The organism is Pseudomonas sp. LBUM1668, assembly GCF_059695715.1.
Window position 1 is genome coordinate 2,439,572 of sequence record NZ_CP166787.1, and the last position, 23,789, is coordinate 2,463,360.

Annotated in this window: 27 protein-coding genes; 11 read left to right on the plus strand and 16 right to left on the minus strand. The window is 59.2% G+C overall.

All coding sequences use genetic code 11. The features are described from left to right. The first annotated feature begins 43 nt into the window (after window positions 1–43). Complete coding sequence (locus ACA061_RS10975) at window positions 44–514, plus strand: hypothetical protein (protein WP_210555096.1); 471 nt, start codon at window positions 44–46, stop codon at window positions 512–514. Between the two features lie 75 nt (window positions 515–589). Here the strand turns inward: ACA061_RS10975 and ACA061_RS10980 are convergent, their stop codons facing one another. Both ACA061_RS10980 and ACA061_RS10985 read right to left on the minus strand, forming a co-directional pair. After that, the gene (locus ACA061_RS10980; protein WP_042559711.1) at window positions 590–901 is read right to left on the minus strand and encodes a protealysin inhibitor emfourin; all 312 of its coding nucleotides are present in this window, start codon (window positions 899–901) and stop codon (window positions 590–592) included. After that, window positions 898–1,962 (minus strand): M4 family metallopeptidase, encoded by a 1,065-nt coding sequence (locus ACA061_RS10985; RefSeq protein WP_497301496.1) that lies wholly within the window; start codon window positions 1,960–1,962, stop codon window positions 898–900. The genes ACA061_RS10980 and ACA061_RS10985 overlap by 4 nt, the downstream gene beginning before the upstream one ends. 143 nt (window positions 1,963–2,105) lie before the next feature. Between ACA061_RS10985 and ACA061_RS10990 the strand changes: the two genes are divergently transcribed. Then, window positions 2,106–2,444 carry an FKBP-type peptidyl-prolyl cis-trans isomerase gene (locus ACA061_RS10990; RefSeq protein ID WP_210555097.1) on the plus strand — a complete coding sequence of 113 codons (339 nt, stop codon included), beginning with the start codon at window positions 2,106–2,108 and terminating at the stop codon, window positions 2,442–2,444. Window positions 2,445–2,712: 268 nt separating this feature from the next. Here the strand turns inward: ACA061_RS10990 and ACA061_RS10995 are convergent, their stop codons facing one another. The 3 genes from ACA061_RS10995 to ftrA form a co-directional block, all read right to left on the minus strand. Continuing rightward, a complete protein-coding gene (locus ACA061_RS10995; RefSeq protein ID WP_150616452.1) occupies window positions 2,713–3,024 on the minus strand; it encodes a helix-turn-helix domain-containing protein in 312 nt (103 codons plus the stop codon). A gap of 2 nt (window positions 3,025–3,026) precedes the next feature. Beyond that, entirely contained in the window at window positions 3,027–3,350 is a 324-nt protein-coding gene (locus ACA061_RS11000; RefSeq protein WP_150616451.1) for a type II toxin-antitoxin system RelE/ParE family toxin, read from the minus strand. A 265-nt stretch (window positions 3,351–3,615) separates the two neighbouring features. Next, the gene (ftrA, locus tag ACA061_RS11005) at window positions 3,616–4,590 is read right to left on the minus strand and encodes a transcriptional regulator FtrA (protein ID WP_497301501.1); all 975 of its coding nucleotides are present in this window, start codon (window positions 4,588–4,590) and stop codon (window positions 3,616–3,618) included. Window positions 4,591–4,692: 102 nt separating this feature from the next. Here ftrA and ACA061_RS11010 point away from each other — a divergent pair, with 102 nt between their 5' ends. Continuing rightward, window positions 4,693–5,121 (plus strand): rhodanese-like domain-containing protein, encoded by a 429-nt coding sequence (locus tag ACA061_RS11010; protein ID WP_497301504.1) that lies wholly within the window; start codon window positions 4,693–4,695, stop codon window positions 5,119–5,121. Here the strand turns inward: ACA061_RS11010 and ACA061_RS11015 are convergent. Continuing rightward, window positions 5,086–5,421, minus strand: a complete 336-nt coding sequence (locus ACA061_RS11015) for a hypothetical protein (RefSeq protein WP_210701905.1) — start codon at window positions 5,419–5,421, stop codon at window positions 5,086–5,088. The genes ACA061_RS11010 and ACA061_RS11015 overlap by 36 nt on opposite strands. 28 nt (window positions 5,422–5,449) lie before the next feature. Between ACA061_RS11015 and ACA061_RS11020 the strand changes: the two genes are divergently transcribed. The 3 genes from ACA061_RS11020 (at window position 5,450) to ACA061_RS11030 (ending at window position 8,432) form a co-directional block, all read left to right on the plus strand. Beyond that, window positions 5,450–6,229 carry an ABC transporter substrate-binding protein gene (locus ACA061_RS11020; RefSeq protein WP_115146805.1) on the plus strand — a complete coding sequence of 260 codons (780 nt, stop codon included), beginning with the start codon at window positions 5,450–5,452 and terminating at the stop codon, window positions 6,227–6,229. 187 nt (window positions 6,230–6,416) lie between these two features. After that, complete coding sequence (locus ACA061_RS11025; protein ID WP_497301507.1) at window positions 6,417–7,529, plus strand: succinylglutamate desuccinylase/aspartoacylase family protein; 1,113 nt, start codon at window positions 6,417–6,419, stop codon at window positions 7,527–7,529. Between the two features lie 186 nt (window positions 7,530–7,715). Further along, window positions 7,716–8,432 (plus strand): alpha/beta hydrolase, encoded by a 717-nt coding sequence (locus ACA061_RS11030; RefSeq protein WP_210555107.1) that lies wholly within the window; start codon window positions 7,716–7,718, stop codon window positions 8,430–8,432. On the opposite strand, the gene ACA061_RS11035 is transcribed toward ACA061_RS11030, so the two are convergent. Then, the gene (locus ACA061_RS11035) at window positions 8,422–8,985 is read right to left on the minus strand and encodes a DcrB/PsbP domain-containing protein (RefSeq protein ID WP_150604581.1); all 564 of its coding nucleotides are present in this window, start codon (window positions 8,983–8,985) and stop codon (window positions 8,422–8,424) included. The two genes, ACA061_RS11030 and ACA061_RS11035, sit on opposite strands and share 11 nt — an antisense overlap. Before the next feature lie 74 nt (window positions 8,986–9,059). After that, window positions 9,060–9,830, minus strand: coding sequence for a hypothetical protein (locus ACA061_RS11040; protein WP_497301510.1), 771 nt, complete (start codon window positions 9,828–9,830; stop codon window positions 9,060–9,062). A 148-nt stretch (window positions 9,831–9,978) separates the two neighbouring features. Here ACA061_RS11040 and ACA061_RS11045 point away from each other — a divergent pair, with 148 nt between their 5' ends. Continuing rightward, a complete protein-coding gene (locus tag ACA061_RS11045; RefSeq protein ID WP_497301513.1) occupies window positions 9,979–10,515 on the plus strand; it encodes a chalcone isomerase family protein in 537 nt (178 codons plus the stop codon). Between the two features lie 137 nt (window positions 10,516–10,652). On the opposite strand, the gene ACA061_RS11050 is transcribed toward ACA061_RS11045, so the two are convergent. Continuing rightward, the gene (locus ACA061_RS11050; protein ID WP_497301516.1) at window positions 10,653–11,792 is read right to left on the minus strand and encodes a cytochrome P450; all 1,140 of its coding nucleotides are present in this window, start codon (window positions 11,790–11,792) and stop codon (window positions 10,653–10,655) included. 79 nt (window positions 11,793–11,871) lie between these two features. Here ACA061_RS11050 and ACA061_RS11055 point away from each other — a divergent pair, with 79 nt between their 5' ends. From ACA061_RS11055 to ACA061_RS11065, 3 genes are all read left to right on the plus strand, one after another. After that, a complete protein-coding gene (locus ACA061_RS11055; RefSeq protein ID WP_210555110.1) occupies window positions 11,872–12,633 on the plus strand; it encodes an ArsR/SmtB family transcription factor in 762 nt (253 codons plus the stop codon). A 96-nt stretch (window positions 12,634–12,729) separates the two neighbouring features. After that, on the plus strand, window positions 12,730–13,950 hold the full coding sequence (locus tag ACA061_RS11060) for a putative DNA modification/repair radical SAM protein (RefSeq protein ID WP_150595510.1): 1,221 nt from the start codon (window positions 12,730–12,732) through the stop codon (window positions 13,948–13,950). Next, window positions 13,947–14,768, plus strand: a complete 822-nt coding sequence (locus ACA061_RS11065; RefSeq protein ID WP_497301518.1) for a TIGR03915 family putative DNA repair protein — start codon at window positions 13,947–13,949, stop codon at window positions 14,766–14,768. The genes ACA061_RS11060 and ACA061_RS11065 overlap by 4 nt, the downstream gene beginning before the upstream one ends. A 191-nt stretch (window positions 14,769–14,959) precedes the next feature. On the opposite strand, the gene ACA061_RS11070 is transcribed toward ACA061_RS11065, so the two are convergent. The 5 genes from ACA061_RS11070 to ACA061_RS11090 form a co-directional block, all read right to left on the minus strand. Beyond that, entirely contained in the window at window positions 14,960–15,979 is a 1,020-nt protein-coding gene (locus tag ACA061_RS11070) for a branched-chain amino acid aminotransferase (protein WP_150604587.1), read from the minus strand. A gap of 239 nt (window positions 15,980–16,218) precedes the next feature. Next, complete coding sequence (gene lpdA, locus ACA061_RS11075; protein WP_497301521.1) at window positions 16,219–17,592, minus strand: dihydrolipoyl dehydrogenase; 1,374 nt, start codon at window positions 17,590–17,592, stop codon at window positions 16,219–16,221. A 7-nt stretch (window positions 17,593–17,599) separates the two neighbouring features. Beyond that, window positions 17,600–18,874: a dihydrolipoamide acetyltransferase family protein gene (locus ACA061_RS11080; RefSeq protein WP_210555113.1), complete on the minus strand. Its 1,275-nt coding sequence runs from the start codon at window positions 18,872–18,874 to the stop codon at window positions 17,600–17,602. Beyond that, window positions 18,875–19,933: an alpha-ketoacid dehydrogenase subunit beta gene (locus tag ACA061_RS11085; protein ID WP_042559684.1), complete on the minus strand. Its 1,059-nt coding sequence runs from the start codon at window positions 19,931–19,933 to the stop codon at window positions 18,875–18,877. A gap of 1 nt (window position 19,934) precedes the next feature. Then, window positions 19,935–21,170, minus strand: a complete 1,236-nt coding sequence (locus ACA061_RS11090; RefSeq protein WP_497301524.1) for a 3-methyl-2-oxobutanoate dehydrogenase (2-methylpropanoyl-transferring) subunit alpha — start codon at window positions 21,168–21,170, stop codon at window positions 19,935–19,937. A gap of 185 nt (window positions 21,171–21,355) precedes the next feature. On the opposite strand from ACA061_RS11090, the gene bkdR reads away from it, so the two are divergent. Then, window positions 21,356–21,844 carry a Bkd operon transcriptional regulator BkdR gene (gene bkdR / locus ACA061_RS11095; protein ID WP_103305884.1) on the plus strand — a complete coding sequence of 163 codons (489 nt, stop codon included), beginning with the start codon at window positions 21,356–21,358 and terminating at the stop codon, window positions 21,842–21,844. Here bkdR and ACA061_RS11100 read toward each other — a convergent pair. Beyond that, the gene (locus tag ACA061_RS11100) at window positions 21,819–22,715 is read right to left on the minus strand and encodes a tyrosinase family protein (protein ID WP_210701911.1); all 897 of its coding nucleotides are present in this window, start codon (window positions 22,713–22,715) and stop codon (window positions 21,819–21,821) included. The two genes, bkdR and ACA061_RS11100, sit on opposite strands and share 26 nt — an antisense overlap. Window positions 22,716–22,840: 125 nt before the next feature. Next, the gene (locus ACA061_RS11105; protein ID WP_497301528.1) at window positions 22,841–23,704 is read right to left on the minus strand and encodes an MBL fold metallo-hydrolase; all 864 of its coding nucleotides are present in this window, start codon (window positions 23,702–23,704) and stop codon (window positions 22,841–22,843) included. Window positions 23,705–23,789 lie beyond the last annotated feature (85 nt).

Below are 23,789 nucleotides of genomic sequence, written 5' to 3' on the forward strand. Positions count from 1 at the left end.
AACCTGGGGGTGTTTCGAGTGACGGGAAGTCAGGAGCAATGAGTTGGACAAGAAACCTCTTTATCGGAAAGAAAACACTCGTACTTGGGGTGTGCGTCGCAACGCGTTAGTCGCGCAATACCGCGATCAGCGTAATACCAAGAGCGAAAATCGCAGCGACGCCGTACGTGGTTCGATGCATGCAGGCAAACGCTACGGCATGGATTACACACCCTTGTTTCGCTTTCTTTTGTCTCGTGTTGGCGGTAACTGGGACGAGATTTTCAGCGAAGCGGTGTCGCGTCTGGATCGACCGGAGCCCGTATTCTGGATGGTCGCCATCTATGAGGAGGATCGCGAGGAAGTCGTACGATTGGGCGAGTCGAGTTACTTCAATGGTTTGTACGTCGATCAGCAAAAGCGCCTTCAAATTGTCAATCCGGCATTGAAAGCTGAGGACATGGCGCCGCGCTGTCAGTGCTGTACGCACACCTTTAACGGTGTGGTTTTTGGCCGGCGATTTGGGACTGACTGATTTCGTCAGGTGTTGGAATCCGTTTGAAACCGCGATTGGACCCATATCCTTGCGCTGAACTTTGTAGAATCTTGCTTACAACAACTGCCCCTTGTCCCAAAGATGCACCAGATCTCCCGGCGCCTGATCCTCCGGCACTTTCAGCACCATTTCCCCTGACCGGTAGCGCACTTCTATCTGATAGAAGCGCTGGTCTCCGCGTCCGGTTTCAACGCTATCGAACGGCAAACACCCCTCCAGCACCGAACAGATGCGGCTGCGTTCGCTGATGTCGCATTGCGCGAATTCGATTTCACGCGGGCGGCTCAGGCTATGAATGGCCGCCACGCCACCCTGGCGTGATACCCGCACCACGGAATCGTCACCCAACTCGGGCAGAATTTTCATACAACCTCCACGACCAATTCGATACCTACCTGAGCCCAGGCCTCACGCACCGCAGTCACCTCTCTGGCACCGAAACGCTTGCCAGCGTTTTCGACCGTCAACCCGGCGAACGCCTCAAACGTTGCGTCCTGACTCAAGCGTTTGTCGCACAACGTGTCGTACCAGATTCGTCCGGCCTTCTCCCAGGCGAAGCCGCCCAATGCCCGAGCCGCCAGATAGAACGCGCGGTTGGGAATCCCTGAGTTGATATGCACGCCACCATTGTCTTCAGTGGTAATGACGAACTTACGCATGTGATCCGGTTGCGGATCCTTGCCCAATAACGGGTCGTCATACGCCGTGCCGGGATGCGACATCGAGCGCAGACCCTGTCCGTGGATTTGCGGCATCAGCAGATCGGCACCGATCAGCCAGTCAGCCTGCTCCGCCGTGTGGCTGAGCGAATATTGCTTGGTCAACACGCCGAACACATCCGAGAGTGATTCGTTAAGTGCACCCGATTGGTTCGCGTAAATCAGACCGGCCTCGCTTTCCGTCACGCCATGAGCGAGTTCGTGGGCGATGACGTCGAGCGAGCGGGTGAAACGCTGGAAAATTTCCCCATCACCGTCACCGAACACCATTTGAGCGCCATTCCAGAAGGCGTTTTCGTAGCCTTGGCCGTAATGCACGCTGCCGATCAGGGCAAACCCGTTGTTGTCGATCGAATCTCGACCTAACACCTTCCAGAAGAAATCATAGCTGGCGCCCAGCGCCTCATAAGCTTCATCGACCGCCGGATCGCCTGTCGCCGGCTGTCCTTCCACACGTACCTCAATCCCGGGCAGCAGCATTTTGTTTTGCGCATCATGCACACTGCGCTGAGCGATGCCGGGTTTGCTCGATGAAGCAAGAATGGCGCGAGTTTCCCGGCGCAAGGGCGCGCCGGGGTTGGGCAGCAGGCTGCGCACATGATTGAGGGTGAGCATCGCCGCGGTGCGCTGCGGCTGCGAACCATGAGCGATGATGCGGTTGAGGATGTACGGCGGAATAAAACTGCGCAGCAAGTGTGAGTCGGTCATCAGAGCTTCCCTGGCTGAATACGATGGCGATACACATGTGAGCCGCGCTGCGTGTTTCGGTTCCATGCATTGCCATCGGCATCGAATTCTGCGAAAAACGCCGTCCGCGCCCCCAACGGGCCATCCTTTCTGAGTGAAGCGCCATGACCGACGAACTACAAATCATCGAGCTGCAACCGGGCGAGGGCAAAGCTGCCGTCAAAGGCGCGCTGATCACCACCCAATACACCGGCTGGCTGGAAGACGGCACCGAATTCGATTCTTCCTACAGCCGTGGCAAACCTTTCCAGTGCGTGATTGGCACTGGCCGCGTCATCAAAGGTTGGGATCAGGGCCTGATGGGCATGCAGGTGGGCGGTAAACGCAAACTGCTGGTGCCGGCGCATCTGGGGTACGGGGAACGGACCATGGGCAAAATTCCGCCGAATTCGAATCTGGTGTTCGAGATTGAGTTGTTGGAGGTTTTGACGCGGGAGGATTGAGGTTGGCGTTCGTCTTCCTTCGCCGAAAAGGGCGGAAAGATCGTCAAATTCATCAGTGCCTTGTTTCAGCAGACAAGGCCTTTACGGTCACTGTGACGAGGGCCGCACCAAGTCAACCAGCGAGCTGCTGAACTCGCTGGATGCTGTGGAGGTTTACCTCAGGGCACATACGCCGTTTATCCTCTCCGACTTTCGGCGGTGAATGTGTCGACGTTTTCGCGAGTATGCTCTGCAGGTTCGATGCAATGCCTCTGAGAACAGGCGGCTGTCAGGCCCAGTGCAGGGTCGGGTTCAGCGGGAAGCAAATGTCCACTTCCAACTTCGCTGCGGCCGACAGATTGACCAACGCATCCAGAGAGAACTTGTCGATCTTGCCGTTGAGTACATCGTTCAGGCGTGGCTGACTGATCCCCAGTCGTTTGGCTGCATCCTTTTGTGGAAGCTCCCAGGCGCGGATGGTCTCGCAAAGAGTGCGCATCAGTTTGGCCCGCAAACGCATATTGGCGGCCTCCTGCGGGGTATCTTCCAGTGCATCCCAGACGCTTGAGAAGCGCTCGGAAGCGATTTGATGATCCTTCATGGCTAAATGATTTCCTGGTATCTGGCGCGTGCCAATTCGATATCTCGCGTTTCAGTTTTGCGGGTGGTCTTGTGCATGGCGTGCAGCACATAGATCGCCTCGGGTCGGTTGACCACGTAAAACACTCGAAACGCTCCTGAATCCTCGGTGATCCTGATTTCGTTGACGCCCCGACCTACTGTTTTCATGGGGCGCCAATCAAAGGGTTCGTCACCCTGCTGCAATAGATCCAACTGAAATCCCGCAGCTCTGCGAGCATCAATGGGGAAAGTTTTCAGATCCTTGAGCGCGGTCCCGACAAACACCACATCCTTGTGTCTTGGCATCGACTTCTCCTGTTTTGACCGGAAAAGTCTAATCGCTCAGCGCGAATCGTGATGCGGCGGTGTGTTGCAAGGCATGGCAGAAATCACCTGATCATCAGGTTATATCGAAATCGATATAAATCAAGCCCCTTTTGGATTACCAGATATTCGGTTCCAGACAGGGATATCTTCGTGAGCTGATTTTCAACGTTGTCCATTTGAACCGATCACGCCGCAGATCCACTGTAGGAGTGAGCCTGCTCGCGATTGCGCCCTTGAAATCCCTTCAAGAATTGGCTCTGACCCCACCCCCAAACCGCTCCCGATACACCGACGGCGGCACTCCAACCACCCCGCGAAACGCCACCCGAAAACTCTCCACCGACCGATAACCGCAGCGCTCGGCAATCTGTTCGGTGTGTTGGTCAGTGCTCTCCAGCAACTCCCGCGCCCGCGCCAACCGCTCATGCTGCAACCACGCCTTGGGCGATTGCCCGCTGGCTTCGGTGAAACGCCGCAGGAATGTTCGCTCGCTCATCGCCGCTTCACTCGCCAGATCGCGCACCTCCAACGGCTCGTGCAAGCGCTCGCGCGCCCACTGCATCACGCGTGACAGATCGTTGCGCGGCGTCTGGCTGACGGGGGTTGGAATGAATTGCGCCTGGCCGCCGGTACGCTGCGGCGACATCACCAGTCGCCGTGCCACGGAATTGGCAACCTGAGTGCCAAAGTCGCGCGCCACCAGATGCAGGCAGGCATCGATGCCGGCCGCGCTGCCTGCCGAGGTGATCAACTGGCCGGAGTCGACGTAGAGCACATCCGGGTCGACTGCAATTGCTGGAAAGCGTAGCGCCAATTCCGCTGTGTAACGCCAATGGGTGGTGGCGCCGCGCCCATCGAGCAGGCCGCTGGCGGCCAGCACAAAAACGCCTGAGCAGATCGACAACAGCCGCGCACCCCGTGCGTGGGCCTGACGCAGCGCGTCAATCAATGCTGGAGGCACCGCAGCATTTCGGTCGCGCCAGCCGGGGATGATGATGGTTCGGGCCTCGGCCAGCAGCTCCAATCCGCCGTCAGCCAGCACCTGAATCCCGCCCATGGCGCGCATCGGGCCTTGATCGACCGCCGCAATCGCATGCTCGTACCACGGGAACTCAAACTCCGGCCGGGTCAGGCCGAAGATTTCTACGGCGATGCCGAACTCGAATGTGCAGAGGCCGTCGTAGGCCAGAATCGCGACCAAACCTGGTGAAGTAGGCATTTGGCGGAAAATTCCCGGTGAGTGTCTTATCCGCCACTGTAGCGATAAGCGTTGGCTGGATAAAGTCTGTTCACACCCACTCAGATGAAGGAGCAATACCTTATGCCCAGCCTGGTTTGCGAAATCCCTGCCGCCCCGTCGGCCATCGCCCTCATGCATTTCAGCAATCGTCTGACGTTTGAAACCGATTGTTCCGACGTGTTCAGCAGCCAGGAGGCCGGTGCGGTCGACTTTGTGCTGGTCGATGTTCGCGGGCCAGTGGCCTTCGAGCGCGGTCATGTACCAGGCGCGATCAATATCCCGAACCGGTTGCTGACGGCGGCGGAACTGGCCAGCTACCCGAAAACCACGTTGTTCGTGGTCTATTGCGCCGGCCCGCATTGCAACGGCGCGAACAAGGCTGCGGTGAAACTGGCGGCGCTGGGTTACCCGGTCAAAGTAATGATCGGTGGCGTGACCGGTTGGCTCGATGAAGGTTTTCAATTGAGCGTTAAGCTAGCCGCCAAAACCGCAATCGGCTGCGAATGCTGATCCCATTGTAGGAGCTGCCGCAGGCTGCGATCTTTTGATCTTGTTTCTAAAAAGCAAAGTCAAAAGATCGCAGCCTTCGGCAGCTCCTACACGAGATTTTTGGTATCGATTTAGGGCTTGTCCTACAGCCTTTGCACCACGACGGCGCACCTGTTGACCCCGGTCAATCAGTGCGCCGAACTTCTGTAAGTAATTGTCGCTTAAAAACAATTTGCCCTGTGCGCGCCGCCATAGACTGCCGACCACTTCGGTTTTTGCCGCTATATGGCCTTGACCGGACGCTGAATCGAAAGCTGCCAATAAAAGCCTCCGCACACAGGAGTAATAAATGAAGAAGCTAGTGATGTTCGGTGCCCTGGCACTGTCGATGTTGTCCCTGACCGCTGTGGCTGAAGACGCCAAGCCGATCCGCATCGGTATCGAAGCCGGTTACCCGCCATTCTCGATGAAAACCCCTGACGGCAAACTCACCGGTTTCGATGTGGACATCGGCGATGCGCTGTGTGAGCAGATGAAAGTCAAATGTACCTGGGTCGAGCAGGAATTTGATGGCCTGATCCCGGCGCTGAAAGTGAAGAAAATCGACGCGATCCTGTCCTCGATGACCATCACTGACGACCGCAAGAAAAACGTCGATTTCACCATCAAGTACTACCACACCCCGGCCCGTTTCGTGATGAAGGCCGGCTCCAATGTCACCGATCCGCTGACCCAGCTCAAAGGCAAGAAAGTCGGTGTACTGCGCGCCAGTACCCACGACCGTTTCGCCACCGAAGTGCTGGTACCGGCCGGGATCGATCTGGTGCGTTACGGTTCGCAGCAGGAAGCCAACCTCGACATGACGTCTGGCCGTCTGGACGCGATGCTGGCCGACTCGGTCAACCTCAGCGACGGTTTCCTGAAAACCGACGCGGGTAAAGGCTTCGAATTCGTCGGTCCGACCTACGAAGACGCCAAATACTTCGGCGGCGGCGCCGGGATTGCAGTGCGCAAGGGCGATGCGGCCCTGGCTGAGCAGTTCAACAAAGCCATCACCGAAATCCGCGCTAACGGCGAGTACAAGAAAGTGCAGGACAAGTACTTCGACTTTGACGTGTACGGCCATTAATACGCCGTAGAAAAAAGTGGCCCCGTTTACGCGGTGGCCACTTTTTTTATGCCCATGATTTATCCTGCACAACACCTTTCCAATGTAGGAGCTGCCGCAGGCTGCGATCTATTGATCCTGCTTTTAAAGATCAAGATCAAAAGATCGCAGCCTGCGGCAACTCCTACAGAGTTCGCGGAGTTTTCTTATGCAACGCATCGACCATCTTCTGCCCTGGAGCCATTTGGGCAGCGAACGTTCCCTCAGCGTGTTCCGTTACGGCGCGGGCGCCCGCAAGGTGTACATCCAGGCCAGCCTGCACGCCGATGAACTGCCGGGCATGCGCACTGCGTGGGAACTCAAGCAACGCCTGAGCGCACTTGAAGCGCAGGGTCGTTTGCAAGGCGTGATTGAACTGGTGCCGGTGGCCAACCCGATCGGGCTCGATCAGCATCTGCAAGGCAATCACATGGGCCGCTTCGAATTGGGCAGCGGCAAGAACTTCAACCGCGCGTTCGTCGAACTCAGTGCGCCGGTGGCAGCGTTGATCGGCGAGCGTCTGGGGGCTGACGCCGAAGCCAACATTGCGTTGATTCGTCAGACCATGGGCCAGGTTTTCGATGATCTGCCGGCCCCGGCCTCGCAACTGGAAGCCCTGCATCGTTTGTTGCTGCGACACGCCTGCGATGCGGACATCAGCCTCGATCTGCACTGCGATTTCGACGCCGCAATTCACCTTTATGCGCTGCCGCAGCACTGGCCGCAGTGGCAATCGCTGGCGGCACGGCTGAAGGCGGGCGTGGCGTTGTTGTGTGAAGATTCCGGCGGCAGTTCGTTCGATGAGTCCTGTTCGACGCCGTGGCTGCGCCTCGCAAAAGCCTTCCCGAACGCGGCCATTCCGCCCGCCAACCTTGCGACCACGCTGGAGCTGGGCAGCATGGGCGATACTCGGGTCGATCAGGCGCAGGCCAATTGCGAGGCTATTCTCGGGTTTCTCGCCGAGCAGGGCTTCATCAGTGGTGAATGGCCGGCGGCACCAAGCGATTGCTGTGAAGGCATGCCGTTTGAAGGCACCGAATACCTCTTCGCGCCGCACCATGGTGTGGTGAGTTTTCTGCGCTCGGCGGGCGAGTGGGTAGAGAAGGGGGATGCGTTGTTCGAGGTGGTGGATCCGTTGAAAGATCGAGTAACTACCGTGCGCGCCGGAACCAGCGGGGTGTTGTTTGCGATTGATCGCGGGCGTTACACCGAGCCGGGGATCTGGCAGGCGAAAGTGGCGGGGCGGGTGGCGTTTCGGACGGGGAAGCTGAATAACGACTGACGGATCTTCGGCGTGTTTGCGGGCCTCATCGCTGGCAAGCCAGCTCCCACATTGTTCTGGGGCGTTCACAAAACCTGTGGGAGCTGGCTTGCCAGCGATAGCGGTATCAGCGGCACCTCAATATTTGGATCCTTGCTTCAGGATGTTAGGCTCCCCCCGAACCCTGCACCCTGTGAAGGAAGACTTATTTTGAAGGCGTTTGCTCTGTTGACCCTCCTGGCGTCCACCGCCGTTCATGCTCAAACCACGCTGCAATCCGATCTGCCACTCAAGTACATCGAACAGGTTCACCCTGACGCCGATCCACGTCCGTTGGTGATTTTCCTGCACGGTTACGGCAGCAATGAAGCCGATCTGATCGGCATGAAATTTCAGCTGCCGGCGCAGTACAACTACCTTTCGGTGCAGGCACCGCTGGCGTTGGGCGAAGGGCGTTTCCAGTGGTTTCGCAAGAAAGGCGAAGGCGCCTACAACGGTGAGACCGATGATCTGAAGGTCAGCGGCCAGAAACTTCGGGATTTTGTCGCGCAAGCGGCGAAGAAATATCACGCTGCCCCGGACAAGGTTTACCTGATCGGTTTCAGCCAGGGCGCGATGATGACCTACGAGGTGGGCCTGCGACCACCCGTGGCGGTGGGCGGTATTGCGGCGTTGAGCGGGCGTTTATTGCCGGTGTTGAAAGCAGACCTGAAGACCGGACAACAACCGCTGCCGCTGAACATCTTCATCGGTCACGGCACAGCCGATGATCCAGTGCCATATCACCACGGTACTGAGGCCAATGCATTACTCCAGAAACTGGATTACAAACCACAGTTTCACGCGTATCCCGGCGTCGGCCACAGCATCACTGCGGCCGAACTGCGCGACTTGAACGCCTGGTTGCAGCAGCTCAATCCTTGACGATGGTCTTCACCAGCGCATCATGACCTTTCTTGTCGCTGACCCGGGAGATCACCTGAACCAGCGCCATGCGTGTCCCGGAACCGGCCATCAACGTCGTGTTGAGGGTTTGGCCGCCGCCCTGGCTGGCGGTGCTGTCGACCTGACGCAGGCCCAGGCCAGTGCCTTTCTGGGTCAGGCTTTTTTCGCTGAGTTTGTTGAAGTCCGGTAGCGCTTTGCGCTGGGCTTCGATGAAATCGGACACGCTGCCGTCCAGAAACTCGCTGTCGTTGTCCTTGACGTTGTTGCCTTCGGGGATCTGGTTTTCTGCGGCGATCACCACGGTTTTGCTGGTCTGGTTGGTGTACATCGTGCCCTTGGCACCGGTCGGGCTGGCCGGCAACGGTTCAGCAACGAAGCCTTTGGGCAAGGTGAAAGTGAATTTGCCGCCCAACATCGAGACCTTCTCGGTGGCGGTTTTTTCCTTGGCCGTGGCCGCTTGAGCGTTGATGGCGCCGAGGCCGGCGACCGCCGCCAGCAACAGGACGACGGCTTTCTTGCTCAACAATGTCATTCGAATCTCCGGGAAGTGGTCATGCCAGGTGGGCGATCATCCCACGCAGCGCCGTGGCACTCCAGCCCGGCTCGTCAGGCTTGTGGTTGCGGTGCCGGTTTGGCCAGCAGTTTGCGCGTGACGCCAAGCATGGCCACCGACACAGCGACGCCCAAGGCGAATCCGCTGAAGCCCAGGCTTGGCAATGTCAGTGCTGACACCAGACAAAACGCCGAAAACGAGTACATCCCGGTCGCCGTGGCTCGCAACAACGCCGCCGTAAACTCGGGGCCGCGGGTCTGCTGGGAAAACACCGCCATGACACTGCCGAGCACCGGAAACACCGCGAGCAGTCCGCTCCAGCGCTCGCCGACGGTGCTGGCCAGCATCGTCACCAACAGCGTCAACGCCGCGCCGGCGATCATCCGCCAGATCAGTTTGTCCGACTTTGGCGCCGGGCGATTCAGCACCGGTTGTACCTTGGGAAACAGGTAGGGGGCTGCCAATAAAGCTACTGCGGCCGCCCCTATAGAAAACGGCAGCGACGCCGGGATCAGCGACAAGACCAACGCCAGCGCCGCCCAGACAGCCAGCGAAGCGCTCAGTGCCCACGGCCAGTTCGCCCGCTGCGCGACCTGCGCGTATGTGATGCAGAAGGCGATCATGGCAAACATCGCCGACAACGCGGCCACCGCTGACTGCGCGGCAAATTGTGGCCCCTGTTCGATGGCGAGGAAAAACAGAATCGGCCCGACCACTACCGGCAACCCCGACAGCCACCCGGCCACACTTGGCCCCCAACGCTTGCTGGCCAATGAGATCAGCAGCAGAAAACCGGGAATCAGTAGGAGTTTGAGGATCAGCACGCAGGTGTCTCCGTCTGTGAGAGACGGCCACGGTAGCATTGCCGGACGTACATTGCTGCAGATGTGTGCGGTTTTTGTATACAAGATTTTCGATGTGGTACTCGGCTATGCTTTGATTATCAGGGCCAATGCCGGAGTCGATGCTGCGATGAACAGAACACTGAGGTTATGGCGTGGATGCTGCGGCATTGGCCTTTGGGCATTGCTCGCCACGCCGGCCTGGGCCAATTGGCAGGATGCGGTGCCGGGCGCGCAAATCATTGGCCGCGGCGAATTCAGCGTGTTCGGCTTCGATGTGTACAACGCACGTTTATGGAGTGCCTCGCGTCCGTTGGCGGACGGCCAGCCGTTCGCTTTGGAGCTTATCTACCAGCGCAGCATTTCCCGGGACGATCTGGTGCAGGCCAGCGTCGATGAAATCAAACGTCTGGCCGGCAATACGATCAGTCCTGCACAACTTGCCGCGTGGCAGGTTCAGATGCGGCAATCGTTCATTGATGTGCAGGCTGGCACGCGTATCACCGGGGTCTATCTGCCGGGGCAGGGCGCGCGGTTTTTTGTTGGCCAGCAGTTGCAGCACGAGATTAATGATCCCCGGTTTGCCCGGGCGTTTTTTGATATCTGGCTGGACCCGCGTACGCGCAACCCCGAGTTGCGCGAGCAGTTGCTGGGTGCGAGCCGGTAAAGATCAAAGGACGGCAGGCTTCGGCAGCTCCTGAATTGCAATGCGCCCCTGTAGGAGCTGCGGCACGCTGCGATCTTTTGATCTTGATCCTTGAAAACAAGATCAAAAGATCGCAGCCTCGTTTCACTCGACAGCTCCTACAGAGGATTTGTGCACGACGCAGATCCAGTGTGGTCTCTCAGGCTGAACAATGGAATTCGCCCATTGAGCGAAGGCCGGTAGTGCCAGTTCAGGCGATCCAGTTCAATGCCGTGACTGAGAATCTCCCTCACGGTTGCACTGGCAATGCTCATCGCCAAGGCTTGTCCCGGACATTGATGCCGCCCGCTGCCAAAACTGAAACTGCGCCGATTCGGGCGATCCCAGAGAAACTGGTCCGGATCTTCATTGAACGCCGGATCACGATTGGCCGCAGCGAGCAGTACAAGAATCACCTCGCCAGCCTCCAGGCGCACACCGTCGATGTCGCAAGCGGCAGCGACAAAGCGCCGGGTGTTCTGCACCGACGGGTCGAAGCGCTGGACCTCCGCCAACAGCGCGTCCATTGGTGCTTCCCGTATTTCAGGTTGGCGCCGCAACGCCAGCAGCGCATTGCCGATCAGTCCGGCGCAGGCCTCGAATGTCTGCGAGCAGAGGCCGATCAGATTGGCGATGAGGATCTCCTTTTCGCCGTCAAAGCGCTGGCCGATCCCCGCGAGTAATGCGCTGTGCACATCAGGCTCTGCCAGCAACTCAGTGAAATGGCCGTGTAATTTTTGCGCCGCGACGTCGGCCGCCACCAGTTGCAATTCGTTGCTCAATGGCGACAGGCACGCCGCGAAATCGGCCGTCAGCGCACTGATTGTCCGTGCCTGTGCCGGGGTGAAACCAAGCAACGCCGCGACCACGCACACCGGGCCGCGGAACATGGCGCTGTATAGGCCATCGGCGTCTGTGGTTATCAACCGTGCGCTCACCCGGGCGCTGACGTCGTCCTGATCGATCAACCCCAGCGCCGGTTCAAACGCCGATCGTGGGCAGCGCTGGCGTTCGCCGTCGTTCATCCGCATCAGTTGGCCGAAGACCTTGCCGGCCATGCCTTGGGAGATCGCTTTGGGTATCGGCTCCAGCGCTGGGCGCACGTGGCAGTCCGGGTGAACCAAAACCGCGCAGACGGCGCGAGCGCTGCTGGCGACCCACAATTTCAGTTCGGGATCAAACGTCAGTCCACCCATGCCGCGTAGTGTTGCGTAGTAGGGATAGGGATCGGCATGAGTTGCAGCGATGATCGGGTCCATGGTTCGCAGCCTTGTCGATAGGGAAAGTGTTGCTACTATCTGCAGTCCGTAACGGCGATGATTCGTCCGGGAGCGAAATATGCACGCAGAACATCAAGACATCGGCGTCTCGCAGGTGGCCGCGGCCATCGCCGAGCCGGCGCGCACGAAAATCCTCTGCTCGCTGATGGACGGCCACGCCCGCACCAGCACCGAGCTGGCAGCCGTTGCTGAAGTCAGCGCCTCCACCGCCAGTGCGCACCTGGCCAAACTCAAGGATCTTGCGCTGGTGCGTCTGCATGTTCAGGGCCGCCATCGGTATTACAGCCTCGCCGACAAACGTGTCGCACAGGCGCTGGAAGCGTTGATGGTGATCGGCCAGAACGCCGCGCCAACCTTCAAGCCGCACACACCGGATCGCCTGCAATTTGCCCGCACTTGCTACGACCACATGGCCGGGACACTGGCGGTGATGCTGCACGACCGCTTGCTCGAAGCGGGGTGGTTGCTGGCGACCGACGAGCAGGCGTATCGCTTGAGCGACAGCGGTGAGGCGCTGTTTGCGGGGTTGGGCATTGAGGTCGAGGACTTGAATGCACTGCGGCGCAAATTTGCCTGCCCGTGCCTGGACTGGAGCATGCGCCGGCCGCATCTCGGTGGGGCACTGGGGGCGGCGTTGCTGCAAACGGCGTTGAAGCGCAAGTGGGTGACGCAGGATCTGGACAGTCGGGCGTTGGCGTTGACGGCGGTGGGGCGCAAGGAAATTCGTGCCAAGTTTGGTATCGAATTGACGATTGAGAACAGTCAGATCAACAGATCGCAGCCTTCGGCAGCTCCTACAAAGAGCGGTGATCACGTGTAGTGCGATCTTTTGATCTGCCGACGAAGGGCACGCTTACACCTTGAACCTGACAGGTCGACCCTATACTGTATATGCAACCAGTAAAGGGCCCGTGCCATGCAAATCATCGACAAGCTCAGTATTCTCGCCGACGCCGCCAAGTACGACGCCTCCTGCGCCAGCAGTGGCGCGCCCAAGCGCAGTTCCGAGGGCAAGAGTGGTCTGGGCTCGACCAATGGCATGGGCATTTGCCACAGTTATACGCCGGACGGGCGCTGCGTCTCGCTGCTGAAAATTCTGCTGACCAATTTCTGCCTCTACGATTGCCAATACTGCGTCAACCGCCGCTCCAGCGATGTACCTCGCGCGCGTTTCACGCCCGAGGAAGTCGTGGCGCTGACCATGGACTTCTACCGCCGTAACTGCGTCAGCGGGCTGTTTCTCAGTTCGGGGATTATCCGCTCGGCGGACTACACCATGGAGCAGCTGGTTCGAGTGGCCAAATTGCTCCGCGAAGAGCACGAGTTTCGCGGCTACATCCACCTCAAGACCATTCCCGAAGCCGATCCGGCATTGATCGCGGAGGCTGGACGTTATGCCGATCGCCTCAGCGTCAACATCGAGCTGCCGACCGATACCAGCCTGCAAATCCTCGCTCCGGAGAAAGACATCGGTTCGATCAAGCAGGCGATGCAAACCATCTACACCGGCGAGCAGACCGTACTCAACGAGCCACGAGCGCCAAAGTTCGCGCCGGCCGGACAAAGCACGCAGATGATTGTCGGCGCCGATGACACCGACGACAGCACCATTCTCCATGGCGCCCAGGCCTTGTACGGTAACTTCCGGCTGCGCCGGGTCTACTACTCGGCGTTCAGTCCGATCCCCGACAGCCCGAAAAGCGTGCCGCTGGCCGCGCCGCCGCTGATGCGCGAGCATCGCTTGTATCAGGCTGATTTTCTGTTGCGCAGCTACGGCTACAGCGCTGGCGAGTTGCTCAAGGGGCCGGGAAACCTGGCGTTGGACATCGACCCGAAACTGGCGTGGGCGCTGCAGAATCGCGAGGTATTCCCGCTGGACCTGAACAGCGCCGAACCCTCGTTGATCGCGCGCATTCCCGGGATTGGCCTGCGCACCACGGAGCGCCTGGTGGAGTTGCGCCGGCAGCGGCGCATCCGTTACGAAGACGTAGCGCGCATGCGTTGTGTGCTGGCCAAGGCCAAGCCGTTCATCATCACCAGCGATTACCACCCGCAGCAGGCCGAGGTCACCAGCCAATTGCTGTATCAGCAATTGCGCGACCGGCCGATGCCGCAGCAGATGGGGTTGTGGGGATGATCAATCTCGATTGTGACGACCTGTTCGACACCTGGCGCCAGCAGGCACGCTGGCTGCTTAGCCATGAAGTCGACCCGAGCGTGGTGAGTTGGGCCAGCGAGGGCGTCAGTGATCTTTTCGCCAGTGATCATCAAGTACCCGAAGGGCAGGGGCCATTCCAGGCGCGGATTCCGCGAGCATTGCTCGATACGCTTGGGCAAGCCGCACAATATCGCGGCGACCAGCGCTGGAGTCTCTTGTACGAAGTTCTGTGGCGGGTCAGCCACGGCGATCGCACGGCGATGATGGCTGGGGACAAGCTGGGCAGCGAGTTACAGCGGCGGATCAAGCAAGTACGCCGCGAAGCCCATCACCTGCATGCCTTTGTACGCTTCATCGAGCGGCCGAAAGATTTGCCAGGTCCGCAATATGTGGCCTGGCATGAACCGGCCCACGACATCCTGCACAGCGCCAGCGAGCATTTCGTCGCGCGCATGGGCCGGCACCGTTGGCTGATCGCGACCCCGCGTGATGGCGTTTATTACGATGGCGAACAACTGATCCATGAGCGCCAATGCCCGGTGGAATGGCAGCAAATGGCACAGAACGTCGACGATCCGCACGGTGATCTGTGGCTGACCTACTACAGCCACATCTTCAACCCGGCGCGGCTCAACCCGAAGGTGATGCAAGGGCATTTGCCGGTGCGGTTCTGGAAGAATCTGCCGGAGGGGGAATTGATCCCCGGGCTGATTACCCAGGCGCGGATGGGCAAACAGCAGAATGGGCAGGCTAGCGGGATTGCCGGGCGTTCCGGGAAACGGATTGCGCTTAAATAAAAGATCGCAGCCTTCGGCAGCTCCTACAGGGAAGCGTGAACACCCGATACACAAATGTCCCAAGCATACTGAGTCACTGTAGGAGCTGCCGAAGGCTCGGGCCGCGATCGGACGATCTTTTGATCTCGCTTTAAATAAAAAGCCCCCACCGTTTTCCCGGTGGGGGCTTTCGTACATCAGCAACCGTCAGATCAAACCTTGACGATCCAGCCCGCTGGCGCTTCGATGTCGCCGGTTTGCACGCCAGTCAGCTCTTTGTAGAGCTTCTGGGTCACCGGGCCGACTTCGGTTTCGCTGTGGAACACATGCAGATGGTCGTTGTAGCTGATGCCGCCGATCGGGGTGATCACCGCAGCAGTGCCGCAGGCGCCGGCTTCCTTGAAGTCAGCCAGTTTGTCGATCAGCACATCGCCTTCAACCACTTCCAGGCCCAGACGCGTTTTCGCCAGCTCGATCAGCGACAGACGGGTGATGCCCGGCAGTACCGATGGCGAGCTCGGGGTCACGAACTTGTTGTCGTGGGTGATCCCGAAGAAGTTGGCCGAGCCGACTTCTTCGATTTTGGTGTGGGTCATCGGGTCCAGGTAGATCGCGTCAGCGAAGTTGGCTTTCTTCGCTTTCGAGCCCGGCATCAGGCTGGCTGCGTAGTTGCCGCCGACCTTGGCTGCGCCGGTGCCTTGTGGGGCGGCGCGGTCGTAGCTGGAGATCTGGAAGTTGTGCGGGGTCAGGCCGCCCTTGAAGTAGGCGCCGACCGGGATGCAGAAGATCGAGAAGATGAACTCGGGCGCGGTGCGCACGCCGATGTTGTCACCCACGCCGATCACGAACGGACGCAGGTACAGCGCGCCGCCGGTGCCGTATGGCGGAATGAAACGCTCGTTGGCGCGAACCACTTCTTTGCAGGCTTCGATGAACTGCTCGGTTTCGACCATCGGCATCAGCAGACGCGCGCAGCTGCGTTGCATGCGCAGAGCGTTCTGGTCCGGGCGGAACAGGTTGATCGAACCGTCCTTGCAACGATAGGCCTTCATGCCTTCGAAGCACTGCTGACCATAGTGAAGGGCAGTCGAGCCTTCGCTGATGTGCAGCACGTTGTCAGAGGTTAAGGTGCCTTTGTCCCACTCGCCATCGCGAAAGTACGACAGATAGCGCTTGTCGGTCTTGATGTAGTCAAAACCCAGCTTGTCCCAATTGATGCTTTCGTTACCCATGACACCCTCTATCACTGAACAACCGCCGAAACGGTTCAAGGCTTCTGACGTTTTTTGGATGGGCACAACAATACTTCATTCTTGAGCGGTTTCGCAGCCCGGACGATGGGGAGATAGCAGATTTATAGCCTGCTTATGAAAATCCGCATCCACCATTAAAAGATCGCAGCCTGCGGCAGCTCCTACAAAAGCTCAGCGAACCCCTGTAGGAGCTGCCGAAGGCTGCGATCTTTTGATCTTTATAGATGAAGCGCATGCCCCAACGCACGCAACGCCGCTTCCTGCACCGCTTCACCCAAGGTCGGATGTGCGTGAATGGTGCCGCCGATGTCTTCCAGCCGCGCGCCCATTTCCAGGCTTTGCGCAAACGCCGTGGACAATTCCGAAACCCCGGCCCCCACCGCTTGCCAGCCGACAATCAAGTGATTGTCGCGACGCGCGACCACGCGCACGAAGCCGGTTTTCGATTCCAGCGTCATCGCCCGGCCATTGGCGGCGAACGGGAAGCTGGAAACGATGCAGTCGAGCCCGGCAGTCTTGGCCTCGTCCGGCGTTTTGCCGACCACCACCAGTTCCGGGTCGGTGAAGCACACGGCAGCGATGGCGGTTGGATTGAATTCGCGGGTTTTGCCGCTGATCAGCTCGGCAACCATCTCGCCTTGCGCCATGGCGCGGTGGGCGAGCATCGGCTCGCCGCTCAGGTCGCCGATCGCGTAGACATTACGCATGCTGGTCTGGCAGCGGCCGTCGATCTTGATCGCCGAACCATTCATGTCCAGATTCAGCGCTTCAAGGTTCCAGCCTTGTGTATTCGGTTTGCGACCGACGGCCACCAGCACCTGATCGGTTTCCAGATTCAGGGTGTCGCCGTTTGGATCACGCACCTGCAACGTACCGTCGAAACCCTGCACGCTGTGGTTCAGATACAGTTTCACGCCCAGTTGCTTCAGCGCTTCATGCACCGGTTGCGTCAGCTCAGCGTCATAGGCCGGCAGAATGCGCTCCTGCGCCTCGACCACGCTGACTTCCGCGCCGAGCTTGCGATAGGCAATGCCCAACTCCAGACCGATATAGCCACCGCCAACCACGACAAGGCGTTTCGGCACGCTTTTAGGCGCCAGCGCTTCGGTGGAGGAGATGATCGGCCCGCCAATCGGCAGGATCGGCAGATTGACACTGGTCGAACCGGTGGCCAGCACCAGATGCTCGCACTGAATGCGCGTGTCGCCGACTTCCACGGTTTTGCCGTCGATGACTTTGGCCCAGCCGTTGATGACTTGAATCTTGTTCTTCTTCAGCAATGCGGCGACGCCAATGGTCAGGCGATCAACGATGCCGTCCTTCCACTCGACGCTTTTGCTGATGTCGAGGGTCGGCGCCGAAACGCTGATACCCAACGCCGAATGCTGGTTGTGCTGCTGGGTCTGATGAAACTGCTCAGCGACGTGGATCAGCGCTTTCGACGGGATGCAGCCGATGTTCAAGCAAGTGCCGCCCAGCGATTGGCCTTCGACCAGAATGGTCTGAATGCCCAGTTGCCCGGCGCGAATCGCCGTCACATAACCGCCAGGACCGCCGCCGATGATCAGCAGCGTGGTGTTCAGAGATTGCATACGAGCCTTACTCCACAAACAAAGTGGCGGGTTGTTCGATCAAGCCACGTATGGCCTGGATGAAGAGCGCCGCGTCCATGCCATCGACCACGCGGTGATCGAAGGAGCTGGAGAGGTTCATCATCTTGCGGATCACTACCTGGCCTTTGACGACCATCGGGCGTTCGACGATTTTGTTGACGCCGACGATGGCCACTTCCGGCAGATTCAGCACCGGCGTACTGACGATGCCGCCTAACGCACCGAGGCTGGTCAGGGTGATGCTCGAGCCGGACAGTTCATCGCGGCTGGCCTTGCCATTGCGGGCGGCGTTGGCCAGGCGCGAGATTTCTGCAGCACTGTCCCACAGGCTGCGCGCTTCGGCGTGACGCACCACCGGCACCATCAAGCCGACATCGCTTTGCGTGGCGACCCCGACATGCACAGCGCCGAGGCGAGTGATTACCTGGGCTTCGTCGTCGTAACGGGCGTTCATCTGCGGGAAGTCGCGCAGGGCGACGACCAGTGCGCGGACGAGGAACGGCAGCAAGGTCAACTTGCCACGGCTGGCGCCGTGTTTTTCGTTCAAATGCGCGCGCAGTTCTTCAATCGCGGTGACGTCGATTTCTTCGACGTAACTGAAGTGCGCGGCACGCTGGGTGGCGTCCTGCATGCGCTGGGCGATCTTGCGGCGCATGCCGATCACTTGAATCTGTTCTTCGTCGTTGCGCTGGGCATAAGCCGCTGCCACTGGCGCTTGAGCGTTGGACTGACCTTGCGCCAGATAGGCGTCGAGGTCTTCGTGCAATACGCGACCGGCCGGGCCACTGCCACGCACGAGGCGCAATTGAATGCCCAGATCCAGCGCGTGTTTGCGCACGGCCGGAGAGGCCAGCGGACGTTCATCCGCCTCACGGGCAACCATCGGGCCCTGGCAAACGGCAGCCGAACGCGGTGCAGCGGCGGCGGGTTTGGTTTCTACGACAGCTTCGACTTTCGGTGCAGCAGGTTCCTTGGCAGCAACCGCAGCCGGCGCAGCCGATTCTTTCAGATTGCCCGCGCCTTCCACTTCAATGCTGATCAGCACGCTGCCAACCGCCATCACTTCACCCGGCTGACCGCCAAGCGCAATCACCTTGCCGTGCACCGGCGACGGAATATCGACCATCGCCTTGTCGGTCATGACATCCGCGAGTACCTGATCTTCAACCACCAGATCGCCAACCTTGACGTGCCACTGCGACAGTTCTACTTCTGCGATGCCTTCGCCAATGTCCGGCATCTTGATAACGTGCGTGCCCATTCAGACCTCCATAACCCGTTTCAAAGCCGCGCCCACACGGGACGGGCCAGGGAAATACGCCCACTCTTGCGCGTGCGGGTAGGGGGTGTCCCAACCGGTGACGCGTTCGATCGGCGCTTCCAGGTGATGGAAGCAATGCTCTTGCACCAGCGATACCAACTCGGCACCGAAACCGCAGGTGCGAGTGGCTTCGTGAACCACCACGCAGCGACCGGTTTTCTTCACCGATTTGACGATGGTTTCCAGGTCCAGCGGCCACAGGCTGCGCAGGTCGATGACTTCAGCATCGACGCCGCTTTCTTCAGCGGCCACTTGCGAGACATACACGGTGGTGCCGTAAGTCAGCACGGTGACGTCCTTGCCCGGACGGGTGATCGCGGCGACGTCCAGCGGCACGGTGTAGTAACCGTCCGGCACTTGCGCGGCAGGGTGTTTCGACCACGGGGTTACCGGGCGGTCGTGGTGGCCGTCGAACGGGCCGTTGTACAGGCGTTTTGGCTCGAGGAAGATCACCGGGTCATCGTTTTCAATGGAGGCGATCAGCAAACCTTTGGCGTCATACGGGTTGGACGGCATGACCGTGCGCAGGCCGCAGACTTGAGTGAACATCGCCTCGATGCTCTGGCTGTGGGTCTGGCCACCGTAGATGCCACCACCGCACGGCATGCGCAAGGTCATCGGTGCGGTGAACTCGCCAGCCGAGCGATAGCGCAGACGCGCCGCTTCGGAAATGATCTGGTCGGACGCCGGGTAGACGTAGTCGGCGAACTGGATCTCAGCTACCGGACGCAAACCGTAAGCGCCCATGCCGACGGCGACGCCGACGATGCCGCTTTCGGAGATCGGTGCGTCGAACACCCGCGATGAGCCGTATTTGGTCTGCAGGCCTTCGGTGCAACGGAACACGCCGCCGAAGTAACCGACGTCCTGACCGAACACGACCACGTTATCGTCGCGCTCAAGCATCACATCCATGGCCGAGCGCAGGGCCTGGATCATGGTCATGGTGGTCGTGGTCATGGCGGTTTCCAGCTGAATATTGTTGTTGTGATCGTTCATCTCAGACCCCCAACTGCTGACGCTGGCGCTTCAAGTGCTCCGGCATCTCTTTGTAGACGTCTTCGAACATGGTCGCGGCGCTTGGAATCTGGCCGCCGGCGAGGGTGCCGTACTGCTCGGCCTGTTTCTGCGCGGCAATCACTTCGGCTTCGAGTTCGGCGCTGACGGCGGCGTGCTCTTCATCGGACCAGTGGCCGATCTTGATCAGGTGCTGTTTGAGACGCGCGATCGGGTCGCCGAGCGGGAAGTGGCTCCAGTCATCGGCCGGACGATATTTGGACGGATCGTCGGAGGTCGAGTGCGGGCCGGCGCGGTAGGTGACCCATTCGATCATGGTCGGGCCGAGGTTGCGGCGGGCGCGCTCGGCAGCCCAGGCAGAAGCCGCGTAGACCGCGTAGAAGTCGTTACCATCAACACGCAGCGAGGCAATGCCGCAACCGACGCCGCGTCCGGCGAAGGTGGTGGCTTCACCGCCAGCGATGGCCTGGAAGGTCGAAATCGCCCACTGGTTGTTGACCACGTTGAGGATCACCGGCGCCCGATAGACGTGGGCGAAGGTGAGGGCGGTGTGGAAGTCCGATTCGGCGGTGGCGCCGTCGCCGATCCAGGCCGAGGCGATTTTGGTATCGCCCTTGATCGCCGAAGCCATGCCCCAGCCCACGCCCTGAATGAACTGGGTGGCGAGGTTGCCGGAAATGGTGAAGAAGCCGAAGTCCTTCACCGAGTACATGATCGGCAGTTGACGGCCCTTGAGCGGATCGCGCTCGTTGGACAACAACTGGCAGATCAGGTCGACCAACGGCACGTCGCGCGCCATCAGAATGCTTTGCTGACGGTAGGTCGGAAAACACATGTCGTCGACGTTCAACGCCAGCGCCTGGGCGCTGCCGATGGCTTCTTCGCCAAGGCTCTGCATGTAGAACGACATCTTTTTCTGACGCTGGGCGACCACCATGCGGTTGTCGTAGATGCGCGTCTTGAGCATGGCGCGCATGCCTTTGCGCAGGATCTCGACCGTCACGTTTTCAGCCCATGGGCCGAGGGCATTGCCCTGATCGTCGAGCACGCGAATCAGGCCTCGCGCCAGGTCGGCGGTGTCGGCAGGTTCTACGTCGATGGGAGGTTTGCGCACCGTACCGGCATCGGTCAGATGCAGGTAGGAAAAATCAGTTTTGCAGCCTGGACGGCCCGAGGGTTCAGGGACGTGCAGACGCAGCGGTTCGTACGCTTGTGTCATGGCTTCTACGCTCGATCTTGTGAATTTCTTGTAGTGAGCTGGCAGTCATTCTTCGGTAGAAGAAATCTTGTCCTACAACAATCATAGGCGCGGGCAAGAAGAATATTTCTCTCTGTTTCGTTGCGCTGGAGACGATTTGCAGATAAAAAATCTGCATAAACATAAAAAACAGGTGGTTTTGTCTCATGCGCAAACTGGACCGTACCGATATCGGCATTCTCAACAGCCTTCAGGAGAATGCGCGCATCACCAACGCCGACCTCGCACGCTCGGTAAATCTGTCGCCAACACCGTGCTTTAACCGGGTCAAGGCCATGGAAGAATTAGGCCTGATTCGCGAGCAAGTCACGCTGCTCGACGCCGATTTGCTGGGCCTGCATGTCAACGTGTTCATCCATGTCAGCCTGGAGAAGCAGGTCGAGGAGGCGCTGCAGCATTTCGAAGAGGCGATTTCTGATCGCCCTGAGGTAATGGAGTGCTACCTGATGGCCGGAGACCCGGATTACCTCATCCGGGTCCTGGTGCCGACGATTCAGTCGCTGGAACGCTTCATGATGGACTTCCTCACCAAGGTTCCCGGTGTGGCGAATATCCGATCGAGCTTTGCGCTCAAACAGGTGCGCTACAAGACGGCGTTGCCGCTGCCGGTCAACGGTCTGATTCTGGGCGCCTGATTGCGGCGCCATCACTCAAGTCATACCGATAATCAAGTGCCTCCGTGTCGAGGACCTGTCCAACCTTCCAGGTTCTTTGCCAAGGTGCAGGCTCGATGTCCGGATGAAAGATCAGGGTGACATCGAGCATGTCCTGGGAGGCGTCATCGGCAAACGCGATGGCGGGTTCGGCAGGGTGCTGACGCTTCCACCGTTCCCACAGGTAATCGAGGTGGCAGTGGTGCAGAAAGAATATCGGGTCGTTCGGCGATGTGGCTGTACCCATGTTGCCGCCCACCCACGAATGCACATTGTTGTGCATCTGCTCAATAGTGTTTTCCCACCCTTCAGGTTCAGACCAGTAGGGTGTTCGCATCATGACCGACTCGATTTCTTGCGCGTCAGGCAGTGGCGAGCCGTCCGCGCCGAAGTCGCGCCTGAGTTCCGGAGCTCCTTCGTCACCATTCCAGACCCTGACGTCAAAGGCGCGACCCTTGAAAGCAAATGGCCCGAGGGTTACACGCTGGTTTGACTGGGGATCGCCATCCCTGCCCATGAAGTCATCATTGAAGGGATTGTCTGCGCCGCTCATGCTCCAGTTCCAGTAAGGCAGGGTAATGCCAGGGTCGTCAGCCACGACTTGCAGTTCCCACTCGAATTGGCGAATCAGGATCCGGTGCCAGGGAAAAAACAGCGGGTTGCGATGGGGGTTGGGGGTGATCGGATTGCCCAGCCCCATGGAGTTCTTGTGAATCTGTACAAAGTCATCGTAGCGACACTGCTCGCCGGGTCGCAGAATGCTGGGGGTATGATTCTTCAGAATCAGGATCGCCCTGATGAACGCGGCTTTCTGTGCCGCTGACATGTCACGGTGATTACGACGAATATCCATATTGCGAAAACTCCATTGAATGTTTGTTCAATGGAGTCTGCTCGCTGAGAGGATTTTCACCAGTTCATCACTATCGCCAGCGTTCGTAGGAAAAATAAGCTGGTGATGGTTCGAGTGACTGGTTCCTATAAAGAATTGAGCGGAATCTTCAGGTACACCACACCGTTGTCTTCCGCCGCCGGAAAATTCCCCGCGCGCACATTCACCTGAATCGCCGGCAGCAACAACGTCGGCATGCCGAGCCCGGCATCGCGCTGGGTGCGCATCTCGACGAACGCCGCTTCATCAATGCCGTCATGTACATGAATGTTGCTCTTACGCTGTTCACCGACGGTGGTCTGGCATTGGGCTTCGCGGCCTTCAGGCGGGTAGTCGTGGCAAACGTAGAGTTTCACGCTGGCAGGGAAGGCCAGCAGTTTCTGAATCGAGTTGAACAGTTGATGGGCATTGCCGCCGGGGAAGTCGCAGCGCGCCGTGCCGACATCCGGCATGAACAGCGTGTCACCGACCAGAATCTGCTCGCCGTCGATCAGGTAAGCCATGTCGGCCGGTGTATGCCCCGGCACATGCAGCGCCGTGGCCTTAAGGTTGCCGATGGTGAATGACTCGTTCGGCGCGAACAGGTGATCGAACTGCGAGCCATCGACACAGAATTCCGGCTCGAGATTGAACAACGCCTTGAACACGTTCTGCACTTTGCTAATCGATTCGCCAATCGCGATTTTGCCTCCCAGTTCCCGGCGTAGATACGGCGCGGCGGACAGGTGATCGGCGTGGGCGTGGGTTTCCAGTAGCCATTGCACTTGCAGGCTGTGTGCCCGCACAAAAGCGATGATCTTGTCGGCCTCAGCGGTGCAGGTGCGGCCGGCGGCGCCATCGTAGTCGAGCACCGGGTCGACGATTGCGCATTGTCCGCCATCGGCCTCGTAGACCACGTAGCTGTAGGTCGAGGAGGCGGGGTCAAGAAAGGCTTCAATCAACGCGGGCATGGACATGAACCTGTGCAAGGGTGGAAAAGTCAGTTGCAACACTTTATGTAAAAACATAATGTTCGCAGCTTAAGTGACGTTGAAG